Here is a 22,933-nt window from a genome sequence, read left to right as displayed (position 1 = left end):
ATAATCTCAATATATAATTTTGCATCCCGCATTATGGGATTTAACCCGCAAACCGCGTGCAGAGTTTGCCCGGCACGTCGACCCGCATCGCCAGCACCGCGCCATCCAGTGGATGGTTGTGCGGACTCTGGGCGCTGGTGATGTACAGGGTTTTCAGGTCTTCGCCGCCGAATACACAGCTGGTCGGTCGGCTGACGGGCAGATCGATTGTGCGCTCGACCTTGCCGTCCGGCGTCAGGCGCAACAGGCAGCTGCTGTCCCAACGCGCGTTCCACACATACCCTTCGGCGTCGACTGCCGAACCATCCGGGCCGCCGTTCTGGTCGGGGCCGTACCAGATCTCTGCGTTGCCCAGATTGCCGTCGGTGTGAATGAAATAGCGATTGAGCGCCCCGTCGAGGCTGTCGCCGAACAGCAGTCTGGTGCCGTCGTCGCTCCACAACAGCGTGTTGGGAATGCCGAGACCGAGCAGCAATGGCGTGACACGCTGGTCGGGATCAATGCGAAACAAGCCACCGGAACGACGCTCAATCGGCAGGTCTTCGCCGTTGTCGCCGATGTTGTTCTGCATGGTGCCGAGCCACAGTCGCCCCTGACCATCGCAGCGTGCCTCGTTGGGCCGATTGCCCGGTTGCGGGTCGGCGATGCAGAACAGCGTCAGGCGTGGTTCGAGACCGGGGGAATCAAGATCCAGGCGATAGACCCCGCTGCTCAGGGTCACCAGCGCATCGCCGCTGGCACAGGGGATGAACGCGGAAACGTGCTCGGGCATCTGCCAGATCTGCACATTGTTGCCGATCAGCCGCAGCGCCTGCTTGCCGGCGATATCGACCCAGTACAGTGCCTGGGTCGGGGCGTCCCAGAATGGCCCTTCGCCGAGCTTGGCGCGGTGTTGGGTTGCGGCGGTCAACGGCATATTGAATCCTTCATGTTGTTGTTTTAACTGTAGGAGTGAGCCTGCTCGCGATAGCGGTGGGTCAGTGACGACGATTGTGACTGACCCACCGCTATCGCGAGCAGCCTCACTCCTACAGGGGGATCTGTGTTCTCAGCTGGCTTTTTTGTCGGCCATCACCTGCGGGTAAAAGCGTTTGATTGCCAGGTCGGCATTGTCAATCAGGGTCATGCAGGCCCACACGCCGCGCGCGGAGTCACGGGCGGCGATGGCGTCAGCCATGTCCTTGTGAATCGGCAATGTGCGACGCAGTTCATCGGGGTCGGCAGCGGAGACTTCAAACGACACGGCGAGCAAGGCGCCCAGGGCCGGGACCATTTGCTCGATGAACTGGTTGTGGCTGGCGGCCAGAATGCATTCGTGGAAGGACTGGTCGGCGCGGTTGTAATCGATGCCGCTGTCGACAGCCCGCTCCAGCGCGTTGTAGGCCAGTTGCACGGCCTGAATCTGCTCAAGCGTGGCGCGCTCGCAGGCCCAGCGCACGGCCATCGGTTCGATGGTGCGGCGCAGATCGAGCAGGTCATCGACGAAGTTTTCCGGCAGACCGTTGCGCGACAGCCAGCCGACGACTTGCGGATCGAACAGATTCCAGCGCCGCACCGGCAACACGCGGGTACCGACTTTCGGCCCGACTTCGAGCATGCCTTTGGCGACGAGGGTCTTGATCGCTTCGCGGATCACCGTGCGGCTGACACCGAGCTGCTCGCCCAGATCTGCCTCGACCTTGATCGCCTGCCCCGGCTTGACCTGGCCGGCGGCAATCCAGCTGCCCAGCCAATCGACCGTTGATGCATGAAAGCTGCTGGACATGGAGACCTCAAAGCGGGTGGCGATGGGTGTCCACGCTAATGATCATATGATTGACAGTCAAATCAGATTTTGCGGATGTACATAGATCAATGTGGGAGGGGGCTTGCTCCCGAAGGCAATGCATCAGTCACTGCATAGGGTGACTGTCACACCGCCTTCGGGAGCAAGCCCCCTCCCACATTCGATTCATTGTCAGGGTTCGAGGCCGATGCGGAAGAACTCGCCGCCGCTCCACACACCCAGCCAACGTTGCCCGTCGATTTCGCGACTGACCGCCAGCTCCACCAGTTGGTAAAACACATTGCGGTGAATCAGCGCTTCGAGGTTGCTGCGCACATGCACATAAGGCGCAGGCTCTTGAGTCGCCGGATCGATCTCGACGCGGATCGGATGTTCCGGCCCGGCCACGGCGGTCTCCTCGACGTTGGTGGTGAAGCGCAGTACCTGCGCTTCACCCTCGCCTTCGACTTCCACGGCAATCGCCACGAACGGCGCATCGTCGACCTTGATCCCGACCTTTTCGACCGGGGTAATCAGGAAGTAATCATCGCCGTCGCGGCGGATGATGGTGGAGAACAGCTTGACCATCGGCTTGCGCCCGATCGGCGTGCCCAGGTAATACCAGGTGCCGTCGCGGGCGATGCGCATGTCGATGTCACCGCAGAAGTCCGGGTTCCACAAGTGCACGGGCGGCAAGCCTTTGGTTTTGGGGATCTGTCCCAACAGGTCATTGGCTTTTTGCGGGCCACTCATGGCGTACTCCTTGGTTTTATTGGTCGCTGATCCCCAGCAGGCTGCGCGCGTATTGCGCCAGCGGCGGGCCGATCAGGTCTTCCGGTTTGTTGTCGTGGAACGTCAGTAAACCGCCACGACTCTTGATCCGTGCAGTATCAATCAAATACTGGGTGCTGGTCTCGATCAACATGATCTGAATCACGCCGCTGTCGATGCCCAGGCGATCCACGGCTTCCTGATCGAGCCACTCATCGGAGTTGCCGATGCGGTCGTCAGACCTGGCGAAACGGGTGTACAGCAGGTAGTGGGCGCCCGCATCGCGAGCTTCGCCCAACGCCTGATCGAGGCCTTCCGGTGCACGGGCACGGCGAACCATCGGGAAGTATTCGACAAAACCCTTGAAGGCCTCTTCGGCCACTACGTTCGGCCGCGGGTAGGAACCACCCGGCGGCGCGAATGCACCCTGGGCGATGTAGATGAATGAGTCCGGCTGAATGCGGAAGTTGTTCACCCGCCGGCTGTCGCTGTGATCCAGCAGCCCCGCGTCGCTCATCTGATAGCGAGTGCCTTCGGCCATATCGCTGACAGTCATACAGCCGCCAAGCGCCAAAACGGCCAGCAGCAAAACCAGGCTACGCATCCTCATCCTCCAGAAGCCGGTGACGGAAAACCGGCGAATGGCCGTTGGATGCAGCTTTTGCGCCAGCTCAGGAAATTCGTTGATTGTAAGATCGTATTCGCGAGCAAGCTCGCTCCCACAGGAGAATGCACTCGAAATGTGGGAGCGAGCTTGCTCGCGAAAGCGGTTGTTCAGCCGCCGATAATCTTCATGACCGTAGCGCCACCGGAGAACGCCACTTCCTGCTTGTCGCCCAACGCCTTGACCAGCAGACGCTGCAATGCCGGCAGTGCCTGATGGCGCGGCTTGTCGAGCAGATCGCCGACATAGTGGCGGTTGCTCGACGACAGGCAGCCATGCAGCCAACCGGTCGAGGACAGACGCAGACGCGAACAGGTTCGGCAGAACGGCACGCTTTCGTTGGCAATCACACCGAAATGGCCGAGCCCCGGGATCGCGTAGCGCACAGCCGTGGCATCCACCGGCGCATCGGCCTGGGCGTACTCGTAGCGCTCGCCAATCAGGCTCAGCAGTTGCTGCAGGCTGACGAACTGTTGCAGGAATGCGTTGGAGTCGGTGGCGAGGTGGCCCATGCGCATCAACTCGATGAAGCGCAACTCGTAGCCGCGCTCCAGGCAGTAATCGAGCAGCGGCATCACCTGATCCAGATTCTGCCCGCGCAACGGCACCATGTTGACCTTGATCTTCAGTCCGGCGGCTTTTGCCTGGTCCATGCTATCGAGCACGGTCGCCAGATCGCCGCCACGGGCGATGCTGCGGAAGGCGCCGGCATCCAGGGTATCGAGGGACACGTTGATCCGGCGCAGACCGGCATCCACCAGCAGCGGCAGTTTTTTCGCGAGGAGTTGACCGTTGGTGGTCAGGCTGATGTCTTCCAGACCCATCTTGCCGACGGCGCTCATGAAAGATTCGAGTTTGGGGCTGACCAGCGGCTCGCCACCGGTGATGCGCAAGCGTTCGATGCCGGCGGCTTCGATCAGATAAGCCACGCCACGGGCCATGGCCTCGGCCGACAGTTCATCCTGCGCAGCCACCAACCGCTTGCCGTTGGGCACGCAGTAGGTACAGGCGTAATTGCAGGCTGAGGTCAGGCTGATGCGCAAATTGCGAAAACGCCTGCCTTGACGGTCAACGATCATGATCACTCCGGCGATAGAAAATCGAGCGGCTAAAACTTGACTCACAAATCAAGTTTTAGCAAGCCCTATGCCTGAGTATATTCCTGCGCTACTGCGCCATGTAGCGAAATCATGGCGCAATAAGGCAGCTGAATGGCTCAGCTGCTTGGGATTTCCGGATCGCGCTTGCGCTTGTTGCCCATGCGCACGCCGATGTCCATCAGGAACTGGAAGAAACCTTCCTGATCTTCCAGCACATTGCTCCAGAACGGCGAGTGATACAGCGCCACCGCGCCGTGCACCAGCGCCCAGGATGCGCAGTAGTGGAAGTACGGCGGCACGTCTTCGAGCTTGCCTTCGCTGATCCGGCCCTTGATCAACAGGGTCAGGCGTTCGAAATTCGAGGCACGGATCTTGTGCAGCTCCTCGACCATTTCCGGCACCTGATTGCCTTTTACGACCTTCTCTTCGAGGCGGTCGAACAGGCGATAGCGCTGCGGGTCACGCATGCGGAATTCGAAGTAGGCACGGGACAGCGCTTCCTTGTCCTTGTCGACATCGGCCGAATGCAGCAGCTCGTTCAAATCGCGCTCGTAATCGAGCATCAGGCGCAGGTAGATCTCGGCCTTGGACTTGAAGTGCTTGTAGATCGTGCCTTTGCCGATACCCACGGCATCAGCAATCATCTCGACGGTGACACTGTCTTCACCTTGATCGAGGAACAGCTTGAGCGCGGTATCGAGAATTTCTTGCTCGCGGCGACGAAACTCACGGACCTTACGAGGTTCTTTGTGCATAAGAAAAGGTCTGTAGGGGTCAAAATTCGAAGCCGCGTATTATGCCTAACTTGCGCAAAAATGCACGGATCATCCGACCATATCTGTGTTTGTTGTTCATTTCGGGAACGTTTGTGGCGCAATGAGAACTCATCTGAAGCGCATGTATTCCAAATTTGTTTAAAAACCCCGACCGGCCAACTGGACTGCACGCCAGACTGATCAATACTTGAACTGTCGGACGGCATCTCCCCCAAGTGCCGTGCCGATAAAGGTACCAAGGGACCGCGTGCCTTTGTTTTACTCCTAATGGTCTTAACCCGGATTCACCCCCCAGAACCCGGGTTTTTTTTGCCTGCGATTCAGGCTTTTACATGAGCCAACGGGAACAGCCGCTTGAAGTTCTCGGTGGTCTGCTCGGCAAACCGCTCATAGCTTTCTCCGCGCAGCATCGCCAGAAACTCTGCCACTTCGCGCACATACTGCGGCAGGTTCGGCTTGCCGCGATAAGGGATCGGCGCCAGATACGGCGAATCGGTCTCGACCAGCAGGCGATCGGCCGGCACCTTGCTGGCCACATCGCGCAGGGCGTCGGCATTGCGGAAAGTGACGATGCCGGACAGGGAAATGTAATAACCCATGTCCAGCGCGGCTTTGGCCATGTCCCAGTCTTCGGTGAAACAATGCAACACACCGGCCTGGGGCAACGCCGCTTCGCGTAGCAGTTCGAGGGTATCGGCGCGGGCGCCTCGGGTGTGGATGATCACCGGCTTACCGGTCTGCTGCGCGGCTTGCAGGTGCAGGCGGAAGGATTCCTGCTGCAGCTCGGCGGCTTCCGGTTCGTAGTGATAATCCAGACCGGTTTCGCCGATCGCCACCACTTTCGGGTGATTGAGTTCGTTCAACAGCCAGTCGAGCGCCGGCGCGGCGCCCGGCTGCACATCCAATGGATGCACACCGACCGAGCAATCGACGTCGTCATAACGATCGGCGAGGGCTTTGACGTCAGCGGCATTGTCGGCACTGACGCCGATACACAGAAAGTGCCCTACCCCGCGCTGGCGCGCAGCATCGAGTGCAGCATCCAGCGAACCGTCATGGGCGGCGAGGTCGAGGCGATCAAGGTGACAATGGGAATCTACGAGCATAAAAGAGACTGCAACTTACATCGTATGAGTGGGACGGTCGGACTTCAGTGCTCCGGCCAGATGGGTTTCGATGCGACTGCGGGCGGTGTTGTCGCCCTCGTTGAATTGCACGCCGACGCCGGCGGCGCGGTTGCCCTGAGCGCCTTTGGGGGTGATCCAGGCGACCTTGCCGGCCACCGGAATCTTCTCCGCCTCGTCCATCAGATTCAGCAGCATGAACACCTCGTCGCCCAACTTGTAGCTCTTGTTGGTCGGGATGAACAGGCCACCGTTCCTGATGAACGGCATGTAAGCGGCGTAAAGCACCGATTTGTCCTTGATGGTCAGGGACAGGATGCCGTTGCGCGGCCCCGGGCTGATGGCTTCATTCATGTTGACCTCCACTGCTGATGTTCAGAGTCTAGGTACACATTCTTATCTTTGACCAGGCAATCCCGCCCATTGCACCAACAACGCTTCCAGCAGCAGTGCCGGATTGAGGTTGGCTTTGCTCAGGACTTTCTGCCGTTGGGCGAGAATCCAGTCCTGAATATCGAGGACTTTGCCCTGTGCGCTCTTCTGCGCCAGGTACTGCACGACCTTGCGCATGTCGGTCAGACCGAGGCCGGCTTCATCCTGGGTCAGTTGATAGCGCAGGATCAGGCTCGACCAGTCGCAGAACCAGTCGAACAGGCGCAGCATCGGAATGTTTTTCCACTCTTCGGCCAATTGCGTTGGCGACTGCTGTTGCTTGAGCAGCCTCTTCACCCCTTCGACCACCTGCGCCCGCTGTTCGCGCACGCCCTGGGACTGCAGGCTGACCGCCGCCAGCGGCGAGCCGGCGGCCAGCGTCAGCAATTCGACGCGCTCCTCTTCAGAGCACTCCGGCAACGCCTGCGCCAGCCATTGCAGGCTCATGGCCTCACCGGGCAGCGGACACGCCTGCTGCACACAGCGGCTCTTGATCGTCGGCAGCAAACGGCTCGGCTGATGGCTGACCAGCAACAGCACGGTATCGCCGGAAGGCTCCTCAAGGCTCTTGAGCAGTGCGTTGGCGGCGTTGATGTTCATCGACTCCACCGGTTCGATCAGCACCACTTTGCGCCCGCCCAGTTGCGCAGTCTGCACCACGAAACTGACCAGATCGCGCACCTGATCGACCTTGATCGCCTTGTCGGCCTCCTCCGGCTCGAGGATGTAATTGTCCGGATGGCTGCCAGCCTTGAGCAACAGGCAGGACTTGCATTCGCCGCACGCCTCGGGCGTCGGACGCTGACAGAGCAGGCTGGCCATCAGGCGCTCGGCCAGCGCGCGCTTGCCGATCCCGGCCGGCCCGTGCAGCAGATACGCGTGGGCGTGCTGGCTACGTCCGGCCAGTTGCTGCCAGAGGCTGTCCTGCCATGGATAGGCCTCAGCCACGAATCAGCTCCAGCAAGTTCGGAATCAAGGTATCCAGCGATTGCTGAACCTTGACCAATGGCTGACCGGCATCGATGCGCACATAGCGCGCCGGGTCGGCTTCGGCGCGTTCGAGAAACGCATTGCGTACCGCTTCGAAAAACGCTCGACCTTCCAGCTCAAAACGATCCAGACGGCCACGGGCACTGGCGCGGGCCAGGCCGATTTCCACCGGCAGATCAAAAATCAGCGTCAGATCCGGACGCAGGTCGCCCTGGACGAAAGTCTCCAGCGCGGCGATGCGCTCCAGCGACAAACCGCGACCGCCCCCCTGATAGGCGTATGTCGAATCGGTGAAACGATCGCACAGCACCACCGCGCCGCGAGCCAGCGCCGGGCGGATCACTTCAGCCAGATGCTGGGCACGCGCGGCGAACACCAGCAACAGCTCGGTGTCGGGGTTCATGACCTCGTCGGCCGGGGCCAGCAGCACATCGCGGATCCGCTCGGCGAGTGGCGTACCGCCGGGTTCGCGGGTCAGCAGCACTTCGATACCTTCGGCGCGCAGGCGCTCGGCGAGGTACTCGCGGTTGGTGCTCTTGCCGGCGCCTTCCGGGCCTTCCAGGGTAATAAACAAGCCAGTCACAGGCAGTCCTTAATCAAAGTCATTGCGCGTTTTGCGGAACGGCGGCATCCGGTGTCGGTGCGGGTTCCTGAGGGGGAACCTCCGGCAGCGCCTGCGGTGCAGTATCGGGCGAAGCCGCAGGAGTCGCTTCGGCGGCTGGCGCGGCAGCGGGTGTCCCCGCCGGTGCCGGGCTGGAGCGGTAATCGGCGCGGCGCTTGAGCTGGAATTCACGCACCGCGCTGTTGTGCGCGTCCAGGTCATCGGAGAACACATGGCTGCCATCGCCACGGGCGACAAAGTACAGGCTGTTGCCTTGCACCGGGTTCAGCGCAGCATGAATCGCTTCGCGTCCGACCATCGCGATCGGCGTCGGCGGCAGCCCCGGAATCACATAGGTGTTGTAGGGCGTCGGCTCTTTGAGATGCGCGCGCGTCAGCTTGCCGGTGTAGCGGTCGCCCAGACCATAGATCACGGTCGGATCGGTCTGCAACTGCATGCCAAGCGCCATGCGGCGCACGAACACGCCGGCAATCTGCCCACGCTCCTGCGGCACACCGGTCTCCTTCTCGACCAGCGAGGCCATGATCAGCGCCTGGTAAGGCTCGCTGTACGGAGCGTCGGCCGAGCGATTTTCCCACTCCTTGGCCAATACCTCGTCGAGTCGATCAAAGGCCTTCTTCAGCAGTTCGACGTCGGAGACACCGCGCACGAAGCGGTAGGTGTCCGGGAAGAAACGACCTTCGGGGAACAGACCGCGATGGCCGATTTTCTCCATCACTTCGCTGTCGCTCAAGCCCTTGAGGGTCTGCTCGATCTTTTCATCTTTTGCCAGCGCGGCGCGTACCTGATGGAAGTTCCAGCCCTCGACCAGCGTCAGGCTGTATTGCACCACTTCACCACGCTTCCACAAGTCGATCAGACCGTTGACGGTCATGCCCGGCTGCATACGGTATTCGCCGCTATGGATCGGCGTACCGGTCAGGTTGAAGCGCCAATAGATGCGTAACCAGAAGGCGTCCTTGATGACGCCATCGGTTTCGAGTTCAAGAAAGGTACGGGTCGGCGTCGAGCCTTTTGGCACATCCAGCAGTTCTTCCTGCGTGATGTTCAGCGGCTGTTCCAGCGCGGAATGAATTTTCCAGGCGCTGGCGCCCAGCAAAAGCCCTGCGAGAACCAGTCCGGTTTCCAGCAGCAGCAAGAGTTTACGTCTCACGAATCAGGCATCCAGTAGGGCGCGGGAAATGGTTTGCAGTTTACGGGTGAGTTTGCCAACCGGCCAGCTCAGTGCAGCGTAGGCGCGTACCGGCCAGACGCCATACACACTGTTGCAGACAAAGACTTCATCAGCCCATTGCAGCTGTTCGAGGCTGATGTCGGTGATTTGCGTGTGAATCCCCAGGGACTCGGCCTGAAACAAAATTTCCGCACGCATTACGCCGGCCACGCCACAGCGCTTCAGATCCGGGGTGATCAGTACGCCGTCGCGCACCAGAAACAGGTTGCTGTACACGCCTTCGATGACGCGCCCGGTCTGATCGAGCATCAAGCCTTCGGCGTGTTCGCTGTCGCGCCATTCGGCACGGGCGAGCACTTGCTCCAGACGATTCAGATGCTTGAGACCAGCCAGCAAGGGCTGGTTAGACAACCGCGTGACGCAGGGAAACAGGCGCACGCCTTGCTCGCCATGCACGGCAGGATAAGCAGCGGGCGGGTTGCCTTGCAGAATGCGTCGGCCCTGCGCCGCAGGATCGGGCGCGTAGCCACGCAAGCCGTCACCTCGGGTGAGGATCAGCTTGAGGACGCCCTCGCCCATCGCGACGGCATAGGCCAGCAGCTCGGTGCGAACCAGCTCGATATCCGCCGCGATGGCCAGACGCGAGCAACCCTCGGCCAAACGCGTCAGGTGACGATCCAGCAATACTGGCTGGCCGCCGTGCACAGCGATGGTCTCGAACAGACCATCGCCGTAAGCCAGGCCGCGATCTTTCAGCGACAGAGCGTCAGCCGGCTGACCGTCGACCCAGCTGTCCATCAGCCTGCGAACCGGCGGAACGCCAACGTGCCGTTGGTGCCGCCAAACCCGAAGGAGTTGGAGAGTACGACGTCGATGTCCATGTTGCGCGCAGTGTGCGGCACGAAATCGAGATCGCAGCCTTCATCCGGCTCGTCGAGGTTGATGGTCGGCGGTGCCACCTGGCTGTTGATCGCCAGCACGCTGAAGATCGCCTCGACCGCGCCCGCCGCACCCAACAGGTGACCGGTCATGGACTTGGTGGAGCTGACCGCCAGGTTGTAGGCGTGATCACCGAACACGGTCTTGATCGCGTTGGCTTCGGCAAGGTCGCCGGCCGGGGTCGAGGTACCGTGGGCGTTGATGTACTGCACCTGGTCGATGTTGATCTTCGCATCGCGCAGGGCATTGGTGATGCAGCGAGCCGCACCGGCACCGTCTGCAGGTGGCGAGGTCATGTGGAACGCATCACCGCTGGTACCGAAGCCGATCAGCTCGGCGTAGATCGTGGCGCCACGAGCCTTGGCGTGCTCGAGTTCTTCGAGCACCAGAGCACCGGCACCGTCAGACAGCACGAAGCCATCACGGCCCTTGTCCCAGGGACGACTGGCGCGGGTCGGCTCGTCGTTGCGGGTCGACAGCGCACGGGACGCGCCGAAGCCGCCCATGCCCAGACCGCATGCGGCCATCTCGGCACCGCCAGCGATCATCACGTCGGCCTCGTCGTACATGATGTTACGCGCCGCCATGCCAATGCAGTGCGTACCGGTGGTACAGGCAGTGGAAATGGCGTAGTTCGGCCCCTGTGCACCCAGGTGGATGGACAGAAAACCGGAAATCATATTGATGATCGAGCCTGGCACGAAGAATGGCGAGATTCGACGCGGGCCCGTCTCATGCAGGGTACGGCTGGTTTCTTCGATGTTGGTCAGACCGCCGATGCCCGAACCCATGGCTACGCCAATGCGCTCACGGTTGGCGTCGGTGACTTCCAGACCAGCGTTGCGAACAGCCTGAAAACCCGCGGCCAGACCGTACTGAATGAACAGGTCGAGCTTGCGTGCTTCCTTGACCGACAGGTATTCCTCGACATTGAAGCCCTTTACCGAGCCGCCAAAACGGGTGGAATAGGCAGAAAGGTCGGTGTGTTCGATCAGACCAATGCCACTGCGGCCAGCCAGAATGCCCTGCCAACTGCTCGGCACATCCGTGCCCAGTGGCGACAACATACCCATACCGGTGACTACGACGCGTCTACGCGACACAGCACTCTCCTTTTTCAAATGACGACTTTGCATCAGGCCTAAAGAAAAAACCGCACGCCATGATGGCAGTGCGGTTTTTCCATGACAGCAGACAACGATTACAAACTATTACGCCTGGTGGCTAGTAACGTAGTCGATTGCAGCTTGTACAGTAGTGATCTTCTCAGCTTCTTCATCAGGGATTTCGGTCTCGAATTCCTCTTCCAGAGCCATCACCAGCTCAACGGTGTCAAGGGAGTCGGCACCCAGGTCTTCAACGAAGGAAGCAGTGTTGACCACTTCTTCCTGTTTAACACCCAGTTGCTCGGCAACGATTTTCTTGACGCGCTCTTCGATGGTGCTCATACCTTGTTTTCACTCCTAATGGACAAATTCAGGCAGCTGGCCAGTGGGTAAGTGTATAGAAAGGCTTTTCAGCTTTTCAACTGAAAGCTTCACTCCTCAAACCCTGCGGCCCTCTGCCTATAAATAGATTGCAGCTTTATAACGGATTTTAGACAGCTCGTATGACATTTTTTTGAAGCAATCCGTCACATTTTACTTACATGTACATCCCACCGTTCACCGGGATTGTAGCCCCAGTGACGTATGCCGCACCGTCGGATGCAAGAAAAGCGACCACCGAGGCGATCTCTTGAGCTTGCCCCAGACGACCCAGCGGAATCTGCGTCTGCAAGGCTTCACGCTGTGCTTCCGGCAGTTCGCGAGTCATATCGGTGTCGATGAACCCTGGGGTTACCGAGTTGACCGTAATCGAACGCGAACCGACTTCACGCGCCATCGCACGACTGAAACCTTCCAGACCGGCCTTGGCGGCTGCATAGTTTACTTGGCCTGCGTTGCCCATGGCACCCACCACCGAGCCAATACTGATAATTCGGCCCCAGCGCGCCTTGGTCATACCGCGCAAAACGCCCTTGGACAAGCGATACAGACTGTTCAGGTTGGTATCGATCACGTCGTACCACTCATCGTCTTTCATGCGCATCATCAGGTTATCGCGGGTGATGCCGGCATTATTGACCAGAATCGCCGGCGCACCGAACTGTTCCTGGATGCTCGCCAGAACCTTGCTGACAGATTCATCGCTGGTGACGTTGAGTTCCAGGCCAGTGCCCTGGATGCCGTGTTCTTTCAGGGTGGCAGCAATCGCCTCGGCGCCTTTGGCGGAAGTCGCAGTGCCGATGACGACGGCGCCCTGACGACCCAGTTCCAGTGCGATAGCCTGGCCGATACCGCGGCTTGCACCGGTGACCAGTGCAACTTTACCTTGCAGACTCATGCAAGTTTCTCCTGATTCAGGCCAGCGCTGCACGGGCGGCAGCGAAAGCGTCTGGGGTATTGAGGTTGGAAGTCGAAACGCCTTCAGCGCAACGTTTGTTCAGACCGGCGAGCACCTTGCCCGGGCCGCACTCGACCAGACTGGTGGCGCCTTTGGCAGCCAGGGTCTGGACCGATTCAACCCAGCGTACTGGTTTGTACAGTTGTTCGAGCAGATCACGCTTGAGGGTTTCCAGATCGGCCGGCACTTGCGCGCTGACGTTCTGGACCACCGGGATCTGCGGCGCCTGCCAGTCAATGGCAGCAATGGATTCGGCAAAACGCTCGGCCGCCGGACGCATCAGCTCGCAGTGCGAAGGCACGCTCACCGGCAACGGCATGGCGCGCTTGGCGCCACGGGCCTTGCAGCCCTCGATGGCGCGCTCAACGGCCGCCTTGGCACCGGCAATCACTACCTGGCCCGGCGAGTTGAAGTTGACCGCGCTGACCACTTCGCCTTGCGCCGCTTCGGCACAGGCTGCCAGCACGTCGGCATCTTCCAGACCGAGGATGGCAGCCATGCCGCCCTGCCCGGCCGGAACGGCTTCCTGCATCAACTGACCGCGACGCTCAACGAGCTTCACCGCGTCAGCCAGGCTCAGGCTGCCGGCGGCAACCAGCGCGCTGTATTCACCCAGGCTGTGACCGGCAACAAATGCCGGACGCGCACCGCCTTGAGCCAGCCACAGGCGCCACAGGGCGATCGAAGCAGTCAGAATGGCCGGTTGGGTTTTGTCGGTTTGATTGAGCAGCTCTTCCGGACCCTGCTGGGTCAGCGCCCACAGGTCATAGCCCAGAGCATCGGATGCTTCTTTGAAGGTTTCGAGGATCAGCGGATGTTCCGCGCCCAGCTCGGCCAGCATGCCGAGGGACTGCGAACCCTGTCCTGGAAAGACGAATGCGAGGGAAGCAGACATGTAACAAGCCCCTAATGATCTTGTCGTCGGAAAATGACGCCCCACCGAGGGACGCAAGAAACTGACAGTTGGATGGCCCTTTGAACCGGGCGGTCACATTTAAGCATTGTCCGACGAAATCGCCTAAGACAACAAATCCTCCAGACGGCCATGGAGACGTTCGGGCAGATTCTCCTGAATCTCGATCAGTGCACGCTGAATCGCACTCTGAAACCCCTGAACCCCGGCCGAACCATGACTTTTCACCACAATGCCCTGCAAGCCGAGAAAGCTTGCGCCGTTATGTCGCGCCGGCGCCAGATCCGCCTGCAAGCGCTTCATCAATGGCAGGGCCAAAGCACCTACCACGCGGGAAGCGAAGTTTTTCTTGAACAAGGCTTCGATGCGCGCAGCGATCATCGTCGCCAGGCCCTCGCTGGACTTGAGCAGGATATTGCCGACAAACCCGTCACAGACCACCACATCTGCTTCGCCGCGATAAAGACCATCGCCCTCGACAAAACCGATGTAGTTGATGCCGCGCGCAGCCTGCAGCAAAGTCGCGGCCAGCTTGACCTGCTGATTGCCCTTGATGTCTTCGGTGCCGATATTCAGTAATGCGACACGCGGCCGGGCGATGCCCAGCGTCTGCGCCGCCACCGAGCCCATCACCGCGAACTGCAACAGATGCTCGGCGCTGCAATCGACGTTGGCGCCCAGATCGAGCAACTGGCAATAGCCCTTCTGCGTCGGAATCGCCGCCACCATCGCCGGCCGATCAATCCCCGGCAAGGTCTTGAGCACGAAACGCGACAGCGCCATCAACGCACCGGTATTACCGGCGCTGACACAGGCCTGAGCCTTGCCGTCACGCACCAGTTCCAGGGCGACACGCATCGACGAATCCGGCTTGCCACGCAAGGCCTGAGTCGGCTTTTCGTCCATGGTGATGACTTCAGACGCCGGGACAATCGTCAGGCGTGCGCGATCGGCAGCCGATTGGCCGTGGATCAGTTCTTCAAGAAGGGAGGATTGACCGACGAGGGTCAGGTGCAGCGAGGGCGTAGCAGAAAGGCAAGCAAGGCTGGCCTGAACAATGCTGCGGGGACCGAAGTCCCCGCCCATTGCGTCAATCGCGATGACTTGAGCGGACAAGTGATTACTCGTCAGCGCCCTTGTCGATCACTTTACGGCCACGGTATACGCCTTCTGGCGATACGTGGTGACGCAGGTGAACCTCACCAGTGGTTTTTTCTACAGACAGGGTGCTAGCCTCGAGAGCGTCGTGCGAACGGCGCATGTCACGGGCGGAGCGGGATTTTTTGTTCTGCTGAACAGCCATAATTGATTAACTCCTAAACGTTTGGGTCACGCTTTAACTGCGCCAATACACTGAACGGGTTGGACCGCGTTACCTCGTCCTCGCTCGGTTCGGGTTCATCTGCTCCCGCCGGCTGCTGGCATTCTTCCGGATGATGAGCAGGCACAATGGGCAAGGCGAGCAGAAGCTCCTCCTCGATCAGTGACTGCAGATCCAATGGATCTTCGCCCAGTTCCAGCACGTCATAACCTTTCGGTAACGACTGGGTATTCGCACCCTCCTTCACTACAGCGTAACTGCATTCGCTGTGGATCGGCAGGGTGACCAGCTCAAGACAACGCTGGCAGACCATTTTGACTTCGGTGTCGATAAAGCTGTGGATCACCACAGATTTACGTTCATCTCGTTCAAAAACGAATTTGGCCTGCACCTTACCGACATCGTCGGAAAGCGGGTCGCAGAGTCTCTTCAAATCGGCCAGCAGCAGTTCACCTTGAAGGGTGGTGCCACGGTCAGCCAATTTGCGCGGGTCAACGTGAGGTGGAATCGGGTCATTCAACATAGGCGCAGCATTATAGGGATGCACCCACCCATGTCAAAGGAAATTGTGCCCTGTCCGTCACTTGCGTGCCTCCGCTAGAATTCACACCTGCCTCAGGAGACGCCAATGCTGCCTTTATTACTCGCCTCAAGCTCGACTTATCGCCGGGAATTGCTCGCCCGCCTGCACCTGCCGTTCGTCTGCAGCTCGCCAGATATCGACGAAAGCCACCAGAACGGCGAATCCGCCATCGATCTGGTCAAGCGCCTCGCCGAACAGAAAGCCCGGGCACTGGCTGCCAGCCACCCTGCCCACCTCATTATCGGCTCGGACCAGGTTGCCGTGCTCGGCGAGCGGATCATCGGCAAGCCACACACCTTCGACAAGGCTCGCGAGCAACTGCTGGCGGCCAGCGGCGCCAGTGTGACCTTCCTCACCGGCCTGGCCCTGCTCAACAGCCAGACCGGCCTCTGCCAGGTCGACTGCGTGCCATTTACCGTACACATGCGCCAACTCGACGAAGCACGCATCGAACGCTACCTGCGCCTCGAGCAGCCCTACGACTGCGCCGGCAGCTTCAAGGCCGAAGGCCTGGGTGTGAGCCTGTTTCAGTCCACCGAAGGGCCTGACGCCACCAGCCTGATCGGCCTGCCACTCATCCGCCTGATTGACATGCTACTGGCCGAGGGCGTGCAAATTCCGTGACGCACAAAAAACCGGCCATCAAGGCCGGTTTGTTTATCAGACGAACTGTCAGCGCAACGAAGGCCCGTGGAAACCCACCCACATCGCCAACTGCTCAGCCACGCTGGCACCGAGCTTCTTCGAGAAGCGATCGAACGGCGATTCCTGCACGGTGAAATCCACCAACTCCTTCTCGCCAATCACATCCCGCGCCACCGAACTGGTATTGCCCAGACCATCGATCAAACCCAGCGGCAGTGCCTGCTCACCTGACCAGACAAGACCGGAAAACAATTCCGGATGCTCCTTGTCCTTCAGACGCTCGCCACGCCCCTGCTTGACGCTATTGATGAACTGGTTGTGCGTGGTATCCAGCACCGTCTGCCAGAACGCCGTTTCATCCGGCTTCTGCGGCTGGAACGGGTCGAGGAACGACTTGTGCTCGCCAGACGTGTAAGTGCGACGTTCAACGCCGAGCTTGTCCATGGTACCGACGAAACCGTAACCGGCCGCCGTCACACCAATCGAACCGACCAGACTCGCCTTGTCGGCATAGATCTGATCTGCCGCACTGGCGATGTAATAGGCACCGGACGCGCCGAGATCGGAAATCACCGCATAAACCTTGATGTCCGGATGCAGACCGCGCAGACGCTTGATTTCGTCGTACACGTAACCCGACTGCACCGGGCTGCCGCCAGGACTGTTGATCCGCAGAATTACACCCTTGACCTTCTTGTCCTCAAAGGCTGCACGCAGACTGCCGACAATGTTGTCGGCGCTGGCCGGCTCTTTGTCAGCGATCACACCAGTGACGTCGATCAGTGCGGTGTAGTTCGGGCCGCGAGTGGCGCTCTTCTCCATGTCCATCAGCGGCGTGAACGCAATCAGGGCGATAAACAGATAAACAAAAGTCAGCAGTTTGAAGAAAATCCCCCAGCGCCGCGAGCGCCGCTGCTCCTGCACACCGGCGAGCAAGGTCTTTTCCAACAACTTCCAGCTTTTCGCGTCACCGTCGTCGGCACTTGCCTTGGCCGGTGCTTTCCATTCGTCGGTCATCCAGTCCACCCCAGAAAAAACTTATTTGGCCTGCTGCCCCAGCCAGGCATGCAACTCACTAAAATGGTCGATCGACAGGCGCGGCTCGAACTGCTGCAGCGAGTCAATTGACTGCGCGCCGTAGCTGACCGCCACAGAGGCCATGCCTGCATTGCGCGCCATCAGCAGATCGAAGGACGAGTCCCCGACCATCAGCGCCTGCTCGGGATGCACGCCGCAGTGATCGAGAATCTGTTCCAGCATCAACGGATGCGGCTTGCTCGCAGTCTCGTCGGCGGCGCGGGTGATATCGAAAAAATCTTCCCAGCCATTGGCTTTCAGCACCCGATCCAGTCCGCGACGATTCTTGCCGGTCGCTACCGCCAGGTGAAAACCCTGCTCACGAAAGGACACCATCGACTCGACTACACCCTCGAACAGCGGCGAAGGCACGGCTTCTGCCGCAATGTAGTGATCGGCGTAGTACTCGCGAAACAAGGTCATCTCGGCATCGCTGATGTCCGGGTACAAGGTGCGGATCGCCTCGGGCAAGCCCAGACCGATGATGCCCTTGACGGCAAAATCATCGCGCAACTCGAAACCGGAACGCCCGGACGCAGAATGCATCGCCTCGACAATCCGACCAATGGAATCGGCGAGGGTGCCGTCCCAATCGAAAATCAGCAGCTTGTAATCAGATGGGCGCACTCAATCGCTCCACGGTCTTGGCCCACATTTCATCGACCGGTGCCTGCAACTTGAGCTCACCGCCATCAGGCAGCGGCACGGTCAGCATATAAGCGTGCAGGAACAGGCGCTTGCCGCCCAGATCACGGATTTCCTTGCTGAAACCGTCATCGCCGTACTTGGTGTCACCGGCAATGCAGTGCCCGGCGTGCAACGTGTGGACGCGGATCTGGTGCGTACGGCCGGTGATCGGCTTGGCTTCGATCAGGGTGGCAAAGTCGCCAAAGCGGCGCAGGACCTTGAACACGGTCACCGACTCCTTGCCCTCCTCCTCGTCGACCTCGACCATGCGCTCGCCGGAGCGCAGATTGCTCTTGCCGAGCGCCGCACGGACTTGCTTGATCGAAGTCGCCCAGTTGCCGCGAACCAGTGCCATGTAGCGCTTGTCGACGCCGTCACCGCGCAATGCGGCGTGCAAGTGGCGCAACATGCTGCGCTTCTTGGCGATCATCAACAGACCGGAGGTATCACGGTCGAGACGGTGAACCAGTTCCAGCTCCTTGGCATCGGGGCGCAACTGACGAAAGGCTTCGATGACACCGTAATTCAAGCCGCTGCCGCCGTGAACCGCAATGCCGGCGGGCTTGTTGATCACGATCAGGGCTTTGTCTTCGTAGACAATCGAGGCTTCCAGGCGCTGCAACAGACCTTGGGCCAATGGCACCGGCTCGTCGCGCTCAGGCACGCGAACCGGTGGCACGCGCACGATATCGCCGGCCTGCAGCTTGTATTCGGGCTTGATCCGCCCCTTGTTCACACGCACTTCGCCTTTACGCAAAATGCGGTAAATCAAGGTCTTGGGCACGCCTTTGAGCCGGGCAAGGAGGAAATTATCGATTCGTTGGCCGGCATACTCCGGCGAGACTTCAAGCAGTTGAACGCCTGGAGTCGAAGGGGCAGTAGTTGTCATGCCGCGGATGATAACAATTTTTATGGAATTGAAGCACTTAATCATTGCTGCTATAGTCGCGAACGCCGCCAAAAGCGGCCTGGACAGCGGAACCACGGTCAAAAACCGGCCCTGACCAACGCAATTCACCAGGACGCGAGGCCGTCCTACGGGGCTTTCGCTACGTAACGGTGGAGTTTGCAGTTGTAACAAGCGCAGGTGACATGAGGCCTGAATTACACCGTCGAGCAGAGTTTTCACTCGCCTGACAGGCAAATATTCGAGGCCAGTTCACAAAGTGCAGTCAGCTGCAGATGACCCCGAGCGAAGGCTTCGGAAACATCGCCTGAATTAGCCATGATGCGTGACCTCCCCTTTCGGAGCTCACGGTAAATGCCAACCCGCTGCGGATTCTGCGCGCGGCAGCACCCGAATTATCAGGGATACGTGTAGGGTGGAGATGCACAACCGCCGGACTGTGTAGCAATAGGCTTTATCAAGACGCTTCATCTCGTCCACAGCCGCTGGTTGATTCCTCCTCCTGACTGAGTGCTTAAGTAGCCACAGCAAGCAGGACGCGTACGTCGCGATATCGGCCCAATTGGCCTGACATCGCTGGACACGGGAATGGCCAACCACTCCCGACGCACCTGACACCGACCGTGAGAAGTCGTGTGTGCCGAACGCCGTTTCCGGCAGCCCGGAAACCGACGGTACTACATGAAAAGAATGCTGATTAACGCAACTCAACCCGAAGAGTTGCGTGTTGCACTGGTAGATGGCCAACGCCTCTACGACCTGGACATCGAATCCGGTGCACGCGAGCAGAAAAAGGCCAACATCTACAAAGGCCGTATCACTCGCATCGAACCAAGCCTTGAGGCTGCCTTTGTCGATTTCGGCTCCGAGCGCCACGGCTTCCTGCCCCTCAAAGAAATCTCCCGCGAATACTTCAAGAAAGCCCCTGAAGGCCGCGTCAACATCAAGGACGTCCTGAGCGAAGGCCAGGAAGTCATCGTTCAGGTCGAAAAAGAAGAACGTGGCAACAAGGGCGCCGCCCTGACCACTTTCATCAGCCTGGCCGGTCGTTACCTCGTGCTGATGCCGAACAACCCGCGTGCCGGCGGTATCTCCCGTCGCATCGAAGGCGAAGAGCGCAACGAACTGCGTGAAGCGCTGAACGGTCTGGTTGCTCCAGCCGACATGGGTCTGATCGTGCGCACTGCCGGCCTGGGCCGCAGCAGCGAAGAAATGCAGTGGGACCTCGACTACCTGCTGCAACTGTGGACCGCCATCAAAGAAGCCTCGCTGGATCGCTCCGCGCCGTTCCTGATCTACCAGGAAAGCAACGTGATCATCCGCGCCATCCGCGATTACCTGCGCCAGGACATCGGCGAAGTGCTGATCGACAGCGTTGAAGCCCAGGACGAAGCCCTGACCTTCATCCGCCAGGTGATGCCGCAGTACGCCAGCAAGATCAAGCTGTACGAAGACAGCGTGCCGCTGTTCAACCGTTTCCAGATCGAAAGCCAGATCGAGACCGCTTTCCAGCGCGTCGTCGAACTGCCTTCCGGCGGCTCCATCGTCATCGATCCGACCGAAGCCCTGGTGTCCATCGACATCAACTCGGCGCGCGCCACCAAAGGCAGCGACATCGAAGAAACCGCGCTGCAGACCAACCTTGAAGCCGCCGAAGAAATCGCCCGTCAGTTGCGCCTGCGCGACATCGGCGGCCTGATCGTCATCGACTTCATCGACATGACCCCTGCCAAGAACCAGCGCGCCGTGGAAGAGAAAGTCCGCGAATGCCTGGAAGCCGACCGCGCTCGCGTGCAGATCGGCCGCATCTCGCGCTTCGGCCTGCTGGAAATGTCCCGTCAGCGCCTGCGTCCATCGCTGGGCGAAAGCAGCGGCATCGTCTGCCCGCGCTGCAACGGCACCGGCATCATCCGTGACGTCGAATCGCTGTCGCTGGCAATCCTGCGCCTGATCGAAGAAGAAGCCCTGAAAGACCGCACTGCCGAAGTGCGCGCGCAGGTGCCGATCCCGGTCGCCGCGTTCCTGCTCAACGAAAAACGCAACTCGATCACCAAGATCGAACTGCGCACCCGTGCCCGTATCGTCATTCTGCCGAACGATCACCTCGAAACCCCGCACTTCGAAGTTCAGCGTCTGCGTGACGACAGCCCGGAAGCTGCGACCAACCAGTCCAGCTACGAAATCGCTGCTGCCGCTGCTGAAGTCGAAGAAGTCCAGCCAGCCGCTGCGACCCGCACCCTGGTTCGCCAGGAAGCCGCGGTCAAGACTGCTCCGGCCCGCGCCAACGCTCCGGTGCCGACCGAAGTCGCCGCGCCTGCCGCCGCTGCACCCGCTCCGGTTGCCGCGCCAGAGCCAAGCCTGTTCAAAGGCCTGGTGAAATCGCTGGTCAGCCTGTTCGCGACCAAAGAAGAGCCAGCCGCTCCGGTCGTCGTTGAAAAACCGGCCACCGAGCGTCCAGCCCGCAACGAAGAGCGTCGCAACGGTCGTCAGCAGAGCCGCAACCGTAACGGTCGCCGCGATGAAGAGCGCAAGCCGCGCGAAGAACGTGCACCGCGTGAAGAACGCGCACCGCGTGAAGAACGCGCACCACGTGAGCCGCGCGAAGAGCGTCAGCCTCGTGAAACCCGTGAGCCGCGTGAAGCCCGCACCGAAGCGCCAGCCGCTCGCGAAGAACGCGCACCACGCGCTCCGCGTGAAGAACGTGCACCACGTGCGCCACGTGAAGACCGCAAGCCACGTGGCGAGCGTGAAGAGCGTGTCCGTGAACTGCGCGAGCCATTGGACGCCGCTCCGGCCGCACCCGTAGCTGCTGCCGCTGCCGCTGTTGTCGCAGAAGAGCGTCCGGCCCGTCAGCCACGCGAAGAACGCGTACCGCGTCCGCCGCGTGAGGAGCGTCAACCGCGTGCCGAACAGGCTGCTGCGGTAGCCGAAGAAGAAGTCATCACCGGCGAAGAGCAACTGTCGGAAGACGGTCAGGACAACGCCGAAGGCGATCGTCCACGTCGTCGTTCCCGTGGTCAGCGTCGTCGCAGCAACCGTCGCGAGCGTCAGCGTGATGCCAACGGCAACGTGATCGAAGGTTCGGAAGAGTCCGAGTCCGGCGAAAACGCTGAAACAGCACCAAGCGCTGCCGATCTGGCTGCCGGCCTGGCCGTGACCGCCGCTGTTGCCAGCAGCGTGATCAGCGCTCCAGCCGAAGCACAGGCACACGAGCAAGCTGAACGCGCCACCGCCGCCACTCTGGAAACTGCTCCAGTGGAAGCGCCGGTCGTTGAAGCCACTACCCCAGTGGAAGTGGTTGCTGCTCCGGAAGTCGAAGTGGCACCGGTTCGCGAAGCTCAGCCTCAGGCTGAAATCGCTGCCGAGCCTGCTCCGGTTGTCGAAACGCCAGTCGTGGCCGCAGAGCCGGTTGCTGAAACCGTCGCTGAAACCGTGACCGAAACCGTGCGTGAAGTTCGCGAAGAACAGACCGCCTTCAACTGGGTTGCCGAGCCTGCCGTCGCTGAAACGCCAGCGCCAGTAGCAGAAGCCCCGGTGGTTGAAGAAGCCAAGGCCGCCGCGCCAGTGGTTGACGTGGCCGAACCTGCTCCAGCGCCAGTGGTTGAAGCACCGGTCGTCGAAGCGCCTGTGGTTGCTGAAGCCCCTGCTCCAGTGGTTGAAGCCGCTCCGGTCAGCGCCCTGACACCAAACGGCCGTGCGCCAAACGACCCACGTGAAGTGCGTCGCCGCAAGCGTGAAGCCGAGCGTCTGCAGAAGGAAGCCGAACTGGCTGCCGCTGCTGCTCCAGCTGCTGAAGCCGTAGAGGTTGCTGCTTCGGTGACTGAAGAAGCAGTGGTTGAGTCGGTGATCGCCGAAGCACCACGCTCCGTTCAGGACGCGGTCGAGCATCACCAAGAGGCCCAGGAAAAAGAACACGAGCCTAAACCGCTCGTCTGATTCCGAAAGCCAATAAAAAGCCCCGCCTCGGTGAAAACCTGGCGGGGCTTTTTTATTCCATT

At 60.3% G+C, this 22,933-nt stretch carries 24 protein-coding genes; 2 read left to right on the top strand and 22 right to left on the bottom strand.

From position 1 onward, the window contains the following. Positions 1 to 40: 40 nt before the first annotated feature. From AC27VU_RS13570 to AC27VU_RS13480, 19 genes are all read right to left on the bottom strand, one after another. Entirely contained in the window at positions 41 to 916 is an 876-nt protein-coding gene (locus AC27VU_RS13570; RefSeq protein WP_488724261.1) for an SMP-30/gluconolactonase/LRE family protein, read from the bottom strand. A gap of 132 nt (positions 917 to 1,048) precedes the next feature. After that, positions 1,049 to 1,765 (bottom strand): FadR/GntR family transcriptional regulator, encoded by a 717-nt coding sequence (locus AC27VU_RS13565; RefSeq protein ID WP_338802687.1) that lies wholly within the window; start codon positions 1,763 to 1,765, stop codon positions 1,049 to 1,051. A 192-nt stretch (positions 1,766 to 1,957) separates the two neighbouring features. Then, entirely contained in the window at positions 1,958 to 2,518 is a 561-nt protein-coding gene (locus tag AC27VU_RS13560; protein WP_488724260.1) for a DUF1285 domain-containing protein, read from the bottom strand. 16 nt (positions 2,519 to 2,534) lie between these two features. After that, the gene (locus AC27VU_RS13555; protein ID WP_003227024.1) at positions 2,535 to 3,140 is read right to left on the bottom strand and encodes a DUF4823 domain-containing protein; all 606 of its coding nucleotides are present in this window, start codon (positions 3,138 to 3,140) and stop codon (positions 2,535 to 2,537) included. A 170-nt stretch (positions 3,141 to 3,310) separates the two neighbouring features. Beyond that, positions 3,311 to 4,279, bottom strand: a complete 969-nt coding sequence (locus AC27VU_RS13550; RefSeq protein ID WP_488724259.1) for a GTP 3',8-cyclase MoaA — start codon at positions 4,277 to 4,279, stop codon at positions 3,311 to 3,313. A gap of 137 nt (positions 4,280 to 4,416) precedes the next feature. Further along, positions 4,417 to 5,055, bottom strand: a complete 639-nt coding sequence (locus tag AC27VU_RS13545; RefSeq protein WP_045122584.1) for a TetR/AcrR family transcriptional regulator — start codon at positions 5,053 to 5,055, stop codon at positions 4,417 to 4,419. Positions 5,056 to 5,396: 341 nt separating this feature from the next. After that, positions 5,397 to 6,182, bottom strand: a complete 786-nt coding sequence (locus AC27VU_RS13540; RefSeq protein ID WP_103520739.1) for a TatD family hydrolase — start codon at positions 6,180 to 6,182, stop codon at positions 5,397 to 5,399. A gap of 15 nt (positions 6,183 to 6,197) precedes the next feature. Beyond that, the gene (locus tag AC27VU_RS13535) at positions 6,198 to 6,554 is read right to left on the bottom strand and encodes a PilZ domain-containing protein (RefSeq protein WP_003227030.1); all 357 of its coding nucleotides are present in this window, start codon (positions 6,552 to 6,554) and stop codon (positions 6,198 to 6,200) included. Between the two features lie 42 nt (positions 6,555 to 6,596). Further along, positions 6,597 to 7,580, bottom strand: coding sequence for a DNA polymerase III subunit delta' (locus AC27VU_RS13530; protein WP_488724258.1), 984 nt, complete (start codon positions 7,578 to 7,580; stop codon positions 6,597 to 6,599). Beyond that, a complete protein-coding gene (gene tmk / locus AC27VU_RS13525; protein ID WP_201136878.1) occupies positions 7,573 to 8,205 on the bottom strand; it encodes a dTMP kinase in 633 nt (210 codons plus the stop codon). The genes AC27VU_RS13530 and tmk overlap by 8 nt, the downstream gene beginning before the upstream one ends. Positions 8,206 to 8,224: 19 nt before the next feature. Next, positions 8,225 to 9,397, bottom strand: a complete 1,173-nt coding sequence (gene mltG, locus AC27VU_RS13520) for an endolytic transglycosylase MltG (RefSeq protein ID WP_488724257.1) — start codon at positions 9,395 to 9,397, stop codon at positions 8,225 to 8,227. A gap of 3 nt (positions 9,398 to 9,400) precedes the next feature. After that, positions 9,401 to 10,216 (bottom strand): aminodeoxychorismate lyase, encoded by an 816-nt coding sequence (gene pabC, locus AC27VU_RS13515; protein WP_488724256.1) that lies wholly within the window; start codon positions 10,214 to 10,216, stop codon positions 9,401 to 9,403. Further along, positions 10,216 to 11,460: a beta-ketoacyl-ACP synthase II gene (gene fabF / locus AC27VU_RS13510; protein ID WP_003227039.1), complete on the bottom strand. Its 1,245-nt coding sequence runs from the start codon at positions 11,458 to 11,460 to the stop codon at positions 10,216 to 10,218. Before fabF ends, pabC begins: the two co-directional genes overlap by 1 nt. Positions 11,461 to 11,568: 108 nt before the next feature. Next, entirely contained in the window at positions 11,569 to 11,805 is a 237-nt protein-coding gene (gene acpP, locus AC27VU_RS13505; RefSeq protein WP_003227051.1) for an acyl carrier protein, read from the bottom strand. A gap of 196 nt (positions 11,806 to 12,001) precedes the next feature. After that, positions 12,002 to 12,742: a 3-oxoacyl-ACP reductase FabG gene (gene fabG, locus AC27VU_RS13500; RefSeq protein ID WP_003227053.1), complete on the bottom strand. Its 741-nt coding sequence runs from the start codon at positions 12,740 to 12,742 to the stop codon at positions 12,002 to 12,004. Between the two features lie 16 nt (positions 12,743 to 12,758). Further along, positions 12,759 to 13,697 carry an ACP S-malonyltransferase gene (fabD, locus tag AC27VU_RS13495; RefSeq protein WP_003227054.1) on the bottom strand — a complete coding sequence of 313 codons (939 nt, stop codon included), beginning with the start codon at positions 13,695 to 13,697 and terminating at the stop codon, positions 12,759 to 12,761. A 123-nt stretch (positions 13,698 to 13,820) separates the two neighbouring features. Beyond that, positions 13,821 to 14,831 carry a phosphate acyltransferase PlsX gene (gene plsX / locus AC27VU_RS13490; protein ID WP_080593259.1) on the bottom strand — a complete coding sequence of 337 codons (1,011 nt, stop codon included), beginning with the start codon at positions 14,829 to 14,831 and terminating at the stop codon, positions 13,821 to 13,823. A gap of 4 nt (positions 14,832 to 14,835) precedes the next feature. Next, the gene (rpmF, locus tag AC27VU_RS13485; protein ID WP_003179396.1) at positions 14,836 to 15,018 is read right to left on the bottom strand and encodes a 50S ribosomal protein L32; all 183 of its coding nucleotides are present in this window, start codon (positions 15,016 to 15,018) and stop codon (positions 14,836 to 14,838) included. Between the two features lie 13 nt (positions 15,019 to 15,031). Continuing rightward, the gene (locus AC27VU_RS13480) at positions 15,032 to 15,559 is read right to left on the bottom strand and encodes a YceD family protein (RefSeq protein ID WP_003227058.1); all 528 of its coding nucleotides are present in this window, start codon (positions 15,557 to 15,559) and stop codon (positions 15,032 to 15,034) included. A 105-nt stretch (positions 15,560 to 15,664) separates the two neighbouring features. On the opposite strand from AC27VU_RS13480, the gene AC27VU_RS13475 reads away from it, so the two are divergent. Next, positions 15,665 to 16,243: a Maf family protein gene (locus AC27VU_RS13475; protein WP_226499655.1), complete on the top strand. Its 579-nt coding sequence runs from the start codon at positions 15,665 to 15,667 to the stop codon at positions 16,241 to 16,243. A gap of 48 nt (positions 16,244 to 16,291) precedes the next feature. On the opposite strand, the gene sppA is transcribed toward AC27VU_RS13475, so the two are convergent. The 3 genes from sppA to rluC are packed head-to-tail and all read right to left on the bottom strand — an operon-like array spanning position 16,292 to position 18,917. Further along, the gene (sppA, locus tag AC27VU_RS13470; RefSeq protein WP_488724255.1) at positions 16,292 to 17,281 is read right to left on the bottom strand and encodes a signal peptide peptidase SppA; all 990 of its coding nucleotides are present in this window, start codon (positions 17,279 to 17,281) and stop codon (positions 16,292 to 16,294) included. 21 nt (positions 17,282 to 17,302) lie between these two features. Then, a complete protein-coding gene (locus AC27VU_RS13465) occupies positions 17,303 to 17,968 on the bottom strand; it encodes an HAD-IA family hydrolase (protein WP_226499654.1) in 666 nt (221 codons plus the stop codon). Further along, positions 17,955 to 18,917: a 23S rRNA pseudouridine(955/2504/2580) synthase RluC gene (gene rluC / locus AC27VU_RS13460; RefSeq protein ID WP_007950779.1), complete on the bottom strand. Its 963-nt coding sequence runs from the start codon at positions 18,915 to 18,917 to the stop codon at positions 17,955 to 17,957. The genes AC27VU_RS13465 and rluC overlap by 14 nt, the downstream gene beginning before the upstream one ends. A gap of 699 nt (positions 18,918 to 19,616) precedes the next feature. Here rluC and rne point away from each other — a divergent pair. Continuing rightward, positions 19,617 to 22,871, top strand: coding sequence for a ribonuclease E (rne, locus tag AC27VU_RS13455; protein ID WP_488724254.1), 3,255 nt, complete (start codon positions 19,617 to 19,619; stop codon positions 22,869 to 22,871). The last annotated feature ends 62 nt before the right edge of the window (positions 22,872 to 22,933 follow it).

This window comes from Pseudomonas sp. 14P5.3.2 (assembly GCF_057799175.1).
Note: the sequence above shows the minus strand (reverse complement) of the source record. Positions and strands in the feature narration are given on the sequence as shown.